The following is a 7370-nucleotide window of genomic DNA, read 5'->3' as shown; positions in this document are numbered from 1 at the left end:
GACCCCGCGGCGACGGAGACGGTCGACGTGGTCGAGGGCGCACACCCGGTGCCGGACGCGGCGGGGCGCGATGCCGCCCAGCGGGTGTTCGACCGCGCCACCGAACAGGGACGCGGGACGCTCGTGCTCGTCCCGGTGACCGGCGGGGGGAGCGCGCTGCTCCCGTTGCCGGCGGGCGATATCTCGCTTGATGACCTCCGGACGGTCACCGAGGAACTGGTCGAGTCGGGAGCGGCCATCGCGGAGATAAACGCCGTCCGGAAACACCTCTCGGAGATCAAAGGCGGCGGGCTGGCGCGGGCGGCCGCCCCGGCGACGGTCGTCGGCCTGCTGTTCTCGGACGTGGTGGGCGACGACCCGGGCGTGGTCGCCAGCGGTCCGACCGCGCCGGACGACTCGACGTACGACGACGCCCTCGACGTACTCGACCGCTACGACGTCGACGTCCCCGAGGCGGTGCGGGCGTACCTGACGGCCGGCGCGGACGGCGACCGGGCGGAGACGCCCGACAGCGAGGCGGCGCTGGGCCGGGTCGACAACCACGTCCTCGCGTCGTCGGCGACGGCGTTAGAAGGCGCGCGGGAAGCGGCCGCCGCGGCCGGCTACGACCCGCTGGTGCTCTCCTCGCGGGTCCGCGGGGAGTCGACGGAGGCCGCACTGTCGTTGCTGGCCATCGCCGAGGAGGTCCGCGAGAGCGGTGATCCGGTCGAACCGCCCGCCGTCCTCCTCTCGGGCGGGGAGACGACCGTGACACTGCTGGGGTCGGGCAAGGGCGGCCCGAATCTGGAGTTCGCGCTGCGGGTCGCCATCGAGGACTCGCCCGGCGTCGTCTGTGCGGCCGTCGACACCGACGGCGAGGACGGCAGCACGGACGCGGCGGGGGCCATCGTCGACGACGAGACGCTCCGGAACCCGCGGGCCGCCCGTTCGGCGCTGATGGACAACCGCTCGTACCCGCTGTTGGACGACACCGGGACGCTGATCCGGACGGGGCCGACGGGGACGAACGTCAACGATCTGCGGGTGTTCGTCGTCTCCGGGTAGCGAACGACACCGACCTGCGGGTGTTCGTCGTCTCCGGGTAGCGAACGACACCGACCTACGGGTGTTCGTCGTCTCCGGGTAGCGAACGACACCGACCTACGGGTGTTCGTCGTCGCCGAGTAGCGAACGACACCGACCTGCGGGTGTTCGTCGTCGCCGAGTGAGCGCGTGAGGTCTGTTCGGGACGGCATCGGCACCCTTTTGCGCTCGCTCGGCGGACGCCAAGCTATGACCGACCGCGGACCACTGACGGCCGTCTCGCCGCTGGACGGCCGGTACGCCCGATACACAGAACCGCTCGTCCCCTACGCCAGCGAGCAGGCGCTTATGGCCGCCCGCGTCGAGGTGGAAGTGGAGTACCTCCTCGCGCTGGCGGACCTCGACGCCACGCCGTTCGCAATCGAGGGCGAGGACCGTGACCACCTCCGAGCGCTCTACGAGAACTTCGACGGCGAGGACGCAGACATCGTCAAGCAACTGGAGACGAGCGGCTACAAAGAGTACAGCGCGACCAACCACGACGTCAAAGCCGTCGAGTACTTCATCCGGGAGGGCCTGCCTGAGGACTTGGACGTCGCAAACTGGATCCACTTCGGGCTGACCAGTGAGGACGCCAACAACCTCGCCCACCGCATCCTGCTCAAACCGGCAGTCGAGGACGTGCTGGTCCCGCAACTCCGGACGCTCCGGGACGAACTGACGGCGCTGGCACGGGACCACGCCGACCTGCCGATGCTCGCCCGGACCCACGGCCAACCGGCCACGCCGACCACCTTCGGCAAGGAGATGGCCGTCTACGCCTCGCGGCTCGGTCGCGCAATCACGCGCATCGAGCGCGCGGCCGGGGAGCTCTCGGGCAAACTCGCTGGCGCGTCGGGGACCTACGCCGCACATCACGCCGCCTACCCCGACGTTGACTGGCCGTCGTTCAGCGAGTCCTTCGTCCAGTCGCTGGGGCTGGAGCACGACCCGCTGACGACGCAGGTCAACCCCTGTGACGACCTCGGGACGGTGTTCGACGCGCTCCGCGGGGCCAACAGCGTCCTGCTGGATCTGGACCTGGACATGTGGCTGTACGTCTCCGACCGGTATCTCGGGCAGGAGGCCGTCGAGGGCGAGACGGGCTCGTCGACGATGCCGCACAAGGTCAATCCGATAGACTTCGAGAACAGCGAGGGCAACCTCTCGAAGGCCAACTCCGATCTGGGCTTTCTCGGGGAGTACGTCACCACTTCGCGCCTCCAGCGCGACCTCTCGGACTCGACGGTCAAGCGGAATATGGGCGCGTCGCTGGCGCACTGCCTGATCGGCTACCGGAAACTGGAGACCGGCCTCGGGAAGGTCACGCCCAACGAGGCAGTGATGGCCGAGGACCTGCAAGCGAACCCCGAGGTCATCGGCGAGGCGGTCCAGACCATCCTCCGCCGGGAGGGCCACGGCGACGCCTACGAACAGGTCAAAGCGCTCAGTCGGGGCCAGCGCGCGACGCTCGACGATTTCCAGCAGTTGTTCGAGGAACTGGACGTACCCGAGTCCGTCCGCGAGGAACTGTCGGCGCTGACGCCCGCGGGCTACACCGGTATCGCCGCGGACCTCGCCGACGTGGAGTGACGGTCTCTCCGGGTGTCACTCGCCGGCCCACTCGACGGCGGCCGGCGTCGACTCGAAGGTCCGAACCGCGTGAGGCATATCGAGATGCTCGCCGACGGCGTGGGCGTCGACGCCCTCGGCCACGAACGCGATGCGCTCGATGTCGACACGCGCAGCGCCGTCCGACCACTGCCGGGCGAGGCGGTCTAAGGTGTCGGCGGGGAGAGCCATCCCGGGGTCGAAGACGGTCACCGACCCGGTGATGTGTGGCCGTTCGGCGATGGAGAGCCACTCGGCCTCGACGGCGTCCATCCCGTCGGGCGTCCCGTCCCAGTCGGTCAGGTCCTGCACGACGACCGACCCGCGGCGCTCGTGGTCGAACTCGAACTGCGGTGTCACTGCCATAGACGCTCTATTGCCTGTCGGTATATATCCGGCGTCCCTAACGAGTTAGCGCGCGGCGCGAACACAACGGTTAGACGCCTCCGGCCGCTACCATCGGTAGATGGTTCTCAAGACGGACAGTCGGGTGTTGACGCTGGCGTTCGCGCGGATGGCGGACGCGCTGGGCAACTCCTTTCTGATCATCGTCCTCCCGCTGTACATCGCCAGCGGGCAGATATCGCTGTCCGGTATCGCCGGGGCCGAGATACTCGGGTTCGTCCTCCGCGAGGAGACGCTGATCGGTCTCGTCCTGTCGCTGTTCGGCCTGCTCAACAGCTTCGGCCAGCCGATCACCGGACAGCTATCCGACCGGACCGGCCGCCGCCGGGTGTTCGTCCTCACCGGGCTGGTCATCTTCGGTATCGGGAGCGCCGCCTACCCGTTCCTCTCGTCGTACTGGTCGGTGCTGGTCGCCCGGGGACTCCAAGGTATCGGGGCCGCGTTCACCATCCCCGCGACGGTGGCGCTGGTCAACGACTACGCCGCTAGCGACACCGAACGCGGCGGGAACTTCGGGGTGTTCAACACCTTCCGACTGATCGGGTTCGGCTTCGGTCCGATAATCGCGGGTATCGTCGTCACGGGCGGGCTGGCCGCGGAGGGCGTCATCACATACGATATCTTCGGCCGGGCGCTGTCGGGGTTCGACGCCGCCTTCGCGGTGGCCGTCGCCGGCGCGGTGATCAGCTTCCTGCTCGTTGCGTGGCTCATCCACGACCCGCCCGAGGCGGCCGACAACGCCGGTAAGAACCTCTCAGTCGCCATCCGAAACCGTGACGGCCCGGGGCTGGATCCGGTGTTCGTTCTCGGCGTCGCCACCTTCTTCATGGCGACGACCATCGCGCTGTTCGCCACGCTTGAGGGCCCGGTGCGGGCCCGCCTGAACGAGTCGACGTTCCTCTTTTCGGTCCAGTTCGCGGCCGTCGTCATCGCCAACGTCCTGTTGCAGGTCCCCATCGGCCGGGCGAGCGACCGCTACGGCCGCCGGCGGTTCATCGTCGCCGGCCTCGTCGTCCTGATACCCTCGGTGCTGGCACAGGGGTTCGTCACCAGCCCGTGGACGATGCTCGCCGCGCGGTTCGTCCAGGGCATCGCCGTGGCGCTGGTCTTCGCGCCGTCGCTGGCGCTGGCCGGTGACCTCGCCGGCGACCGCGGATCCGGGACCACTCTCTCGGTGCTGACGATGGCGTTCGGCCTCGGCGTCGCCGTCGGACCGCTCGCTTCGGGACTCCTCTTTAACCTCGGCGGCTTCGCGGCCCCGTTCGTCTTCGGGAGCGCGATGGCCGTCCTCGGCCTCGCGTTGGTGTACACGCAGGTCGAGGAGACGCTGGACATCGAGGATCCTGTCGTCCCGTTCGTCGGCGACTGATTCGCCCGGACGACGCAGGTATTTCCTCGCCGCTCGCGTTCGCGCCGGACCGTCCGGAAGGAATATGTTGTCGACGTATCAACATCGCGGTGTATGCCCTCCGAGAACCTGCAGGCGGACACCACCGGCTGTCCGAAGTGTGGCCACACGGACGTCGACGTCGGCGAGATAGCCACCACCGGCGGCGGCCTCTCGAAGATGTTCGACATCCAGACGAACAGTTTCAAAGTCGTCTCCTGTCTGAACTGTGGCTACTCCGAACTGTACCGACAGACCAGCGAGAGCGGGAGCGACATCGTCGACGTGTTCTTGGGGTGAGGATGGCCACCGCTGGCATCGCGCTGGTGGCCGTCCTCGCCGTCTCGGTCCTTCTGGGACTGGCGCTGTACGGGGCCGTCCGGTCCGAACACGACCGCCGGACGGTGACCGACCGTGAGTCCGGCGAACGTGCTGCCCGGCGGGACACGACCGACCGCGCTCCGGGCGACGACGACCGTTAGCACAACCGCTCGACGGTCCGCTCGACGGCGGCCGCGGCGGCCTCGACCGCCGAGAGATGGACGAACTCGCGGTCGCTGTGGGCGATAGAGCCCTTCTCGTCGGCCAGTGCCCCCGGGCCGAAGACGACCGTCGGCGCATCGGCCGCGAACTGTGACGCCTCGGTCGCGGCCCCGAAGGCCCTTACCGCGCCGCCGCTCTCCGCGGCCAGCACCTCGACCAGTCGCTCGTCTTTGTCCGTCGCGAACGCCTCCGGGAACGGGGTGTCCGGCCGGACCAGCGCCACCGAACAGTCGATTGCCTCGGGAAGCCACTCCGCGAGGTGGGCCGACAGCGACGCGGGGAAGCCGTCGCTGGTCTCGGGCGGGACGCTCCGGCGGTCGAACGTCACCGTACACCGGCCGGGAATCTGGTTGGCCGCCTCGCCGCCTTCTATCATCGTCGGCGTCAGCGTCGGGCGACCCAACTGCTCGTGTGCGCCCGGTCCGCGGCGGTCGTCGTAGCTCTCCATCGCCTGCAACACCGGCGAGGCCGCCCGAATCGCGTTGACGCCGCTTTCGGGGTCGCTTGCGTGACCGCTCTCGCCGGTGAGAGTCACCGTGCCCTCGAACTGCCCGCGGGCGGCGGTACAGACGTCCAACTCGGTCGGTTCGCCGACGACGTAGCCGTCCGCGTCGAGGCGGTCCGCCAGCGCCGCCGCCCCGGTCTGGGTGGTCTCCTCGTCGGGCGTCACCGCCAGCGTGAGACGGCCGCCCTCGATGTCAGCCCCGAGAAACGCCGCGAGCAGCGCCGTCAGCGGTCCCTTCGCGTCGCAGGCCCCGCGCCCGCGGACCACGTCGCCGTCGCGGTCGTAGGCGATATGCGGCGGGACGGTGTCGATGTGGGTGTTCAAGACGAGGTGACTGCCGTCCGCCCCGTCGTTACCCCCTCGACGGTGGGCCACGACGTTCCCGGCGTCGTCGACGGTCGGGTCGACACCGTGGTCCTCCAGCGTCTCGACCAAAAGCGAGCGCATCGTACCGACGTCCTCGTGGGAGGGCGTCTCGACCGCCTGTCGGTGGAAGTCGGCGATGTCGACGCTCATCGCTCGACCCGCGTCACGTCTTCTATGGTCTCGCGGCGACGGACGATCCGGCTGTTGTCGCCTTCGAGGGCAATTTCCGCCGGTCGGGGTTGGGAGTGGAACTGGTTGGCCAGTTCGTAGCCGTACGCGCCGGCGTTGCCGATGGCGAGTACGTCGGTTCGCTCCGGGCGAGCGACGGGGCGGTCGGTACAGAACACGTCCGCGCTGGTACAGCAGGGGCCGCCGACCGAGACCGGATGCGGGTCCCTGTCGGGCGCGGTGATGTTCCGGATCGGGTGGTACGAGTCGAACATCGCCGGACGGATCATCGTCGCCAGCGAGGCGTCGACGCCGACGACAGTCGACGACGGGGCCTCCTTGACGGTGTTGACCTCGGTGAGGATGAGTTCGGCGTCGGCGACGACGTACCGTCCGGGTTCGAGTTTGAGTCGCGCGTCGAGGTCGTCAGTCGCCTCCCGGACGCGTTCGCCGACGACCTGCATATCCAGTGGCTCGTCGTCCTCGCGGTAGGGGACGCCGAACCCGCCGCCGATGTCGACGAACTCCAAGTCGGCGTCGACGCCCTGTGCTATCTCGACGATGCGCTCGATGGCGCGACAGTGGTCGTCCAAGTCCTCGTGCAGGACGCCGCTGCCGACGTGGGCGTGGACCCCGACGAGGTCGAACCGCTCGGCCACGTCCGCGGCGACTTCGGGGACGTGTTCGGCAGGGATGCCGAACTTCGCGTCCTTGCCGGTGGCGACTTTCTCGTGGTGGCCCGTGCCGATACCGGGGTTGACGCGGACGGCGACGCGGCCGTCGTAGCCCCGTTCTTCGAGGCGGTCGAAGGTGTCCCGCGCCCCGGCGGTGATGGTCAGACCGGGGTTCTCGGCACCGAGTTGGGCCGCGCGGTCGAGGTCCTCATCTGGCGGGTTGACCGCCGTGTAGTGGAGGGTGTTGGGGTCCGCGCCGGCGTCCATCGCCCGGGCGAGTTCGCCCCACGCGGCGCACTCGATGTCGGCCCCGGCGTCCAAAAGCGTCGAGAGGACGGCCTGTCCGGTGTGGGCCTTCGCGGCGTACATCACCGTCGCGTCGGGGAACGCGGCGCTGAACCGCAGGTAGTTCTCGCGGACCCTATCACAGTCGAGGACGTACAGCGGCGTCCCGTGGTCGGCGGCGAGGTCGAGCAACCGCCCGTGGTCCCAGTCGGCGAGACGCCGGATCGGCGGCGAGTCGGCAGTCATTGTCCCCTGTTCGGGATGGGGACGGTTCAACCCTTACGGTCGCCGCCGGGTGTCTCATAGTGTTTATTGTAGCTGTTTACCGGTGCGACGGCCCAAATGCGGGCGGTCGATACCGAAA

At 69.0% G+C, this 7370-nt stretch carries 8 protein-coding genes; 5 read left to right on the top strand and 3 right to left on the bottom strand.

Annotated elements, in window-relative coordinates:
* Both GJ629_RS12905 and purB read left to right on the top strand, forming a co-directional pair.
* A partial coding sequence (locus tag GJ629_RS12905; protein WP_157513418.1) for a glycerate kinase occupies positions 1–1044 on the top strand: 1044 nt, incomplete at its 5' end.
* Between the two features lie 228 nt (positions 1045–1272).
* Complete coding sequence (gene purB, locus GJ629_RS12900; RefSeq protein WP_157513417.1) at positions 1273–2655, top strand: adenylosuccinate lyase; 1383 nt, start codon at positions 1273–1275, stop codon at positions 2653–2655.
* A 15-nt stretch (positions 2656–2670) separates the two neighbouring features.
* Here purB and GJ629_RS12895 read toward each other — a convergent pair whose 3' ends face one another.
* Entirely contained in the window at positions 2671–3039 is a 369-nt protein-coding gene (locus GJ629_RS12895) for a hypothetical protein (protein WP_157513416.1), read from the bottom strand.
* 100 nt (positions 3040–3139) lie between these two features.
* Here GJ629_RS12895 and GJ629_RS12890 point away from each other — a divergent pair, with 100 nt between their 5' ends.
* From GJ629_RS12890 to GJ629_RS12880, 3 genes are all read left to right on the top strand, one after another.
* Complete coding sequence (locus GJ629_RS12890) at positions 3140–4447, top strand: MFS transporter (RefSeq protein ID WP_157513415.1); 1308 nt, start codon at positions 3140–3142, stop codon at positions 4445–4447.
* A gap of 93 nt (positions 4448–4540) precedes the next feature.
* Positions 4541–4765 carry a zinc ribbon domain-containing protein gene (locus GJ629_RS12885; RefSeq protein ID WP_157513414.1) on the top strand — a complete coding sequence of 75 codons (225 nt, stop codon included), beginning with the start codon at positions 4541–4543 and terminating at the stop codon, positions 4763–4765.
* On the top strand, positions 4762–4947 hold the full coding sequence (locus GJ629_RS12880; protein ID WP_370515906.1) for a hypothetical protein: 186 nt from the start codon (positions 4762–4764) through the stop codon (positions 4945–4947). The genes GJ629_RS12885 and GJ629_RS12880 overlap by 4 nt, the downstream gene beginning before the upstream one ends.
* Here GJ629_RS12880 and GJ629_RS12875 read toward each other — a convergent pair.
* Together GJ629_RS12875 and lysA are read right to left on the bottom strand one after the other, a co-directional pair.
* Entirely contained in the window at positions 4944–6029 is a 1086-nt protein-coding gene (locus GJ629_RS12875; RefSeq protein ID WP_157513412.1) for a M20 family metallopeptidase, read from the bottom strand. The genes GJ629_RS12880 and GJ629_RS12875 overlap by 4 nt on opposite strands.
* Positions 6026–7252, bottom strand: a complete 1227-nt coding sequence (gene lysA / locus GJ629_RS12870) for a diaminopimelate decarboxylase (RefSeq protein WP_157513411.1) — start codon at positions 7250–7252, stop codon at positions 6026–6028. Before lysA ends, GJ629_RS12875 begins: the two co-directional genes overlap by 4 nt.
* Positions 7253–7370 lie beyond the last annotated feature (118 nt).

It is taken from the genome of Halapricum sp. CBA1109 (assembly GCF_009741825.1).
Lineage (GTDB): Archaea > Halobacteriota > Halobacteria > Halobacteriales > Haloarculaceae > Halapricum.
This window is presented reverse-complemented; position numbering and strand designations above follow the sequence as displayed.

Coding starts and splice junctions, on each gene's coding strand:
- purB (WP_157513417.1), top strand. CDS start 1,273: ATGACCGACCGCGGACCACTGACGGCCGTCTCGCCGCTGGACGGCCGG.
- GJ629_RS12895 (WP_157513416.1), bottom strand. CDS start 3,039: ATGGCAGTGACACCGCAGTTCGAGTTCGACCACGAGCGCCGCGGGTCG.
- GJ629_RS12890 (WP_157513415.1), top strand. CDS start 3,140: ATGGTTCTCAAGACGGACAGTCGGGTGTTGACGCTGGCGTTCGCGCGG.
- GJ629_RS12885 (WP_157513414.1), top strand. CDS start 4,541: ATGCCCTCCGAGAACCTGCAGGCGGACACCACCGGCTGTCCGAAGTGT.
- GJ629_RS12875 (WP_157513412.1), bottom strand. CDS start 6,029: ATGAGCGTCGACATCGCCGACTTCCACCGACAGGCGGTCGAGACGCCC.
- lysA (WP_157513411.1), bottom strand. CDS start 7,252: ATGACTGCCGACTCGCCGCCGATCCGGCGTCTCGCCGACTGGGACCAC.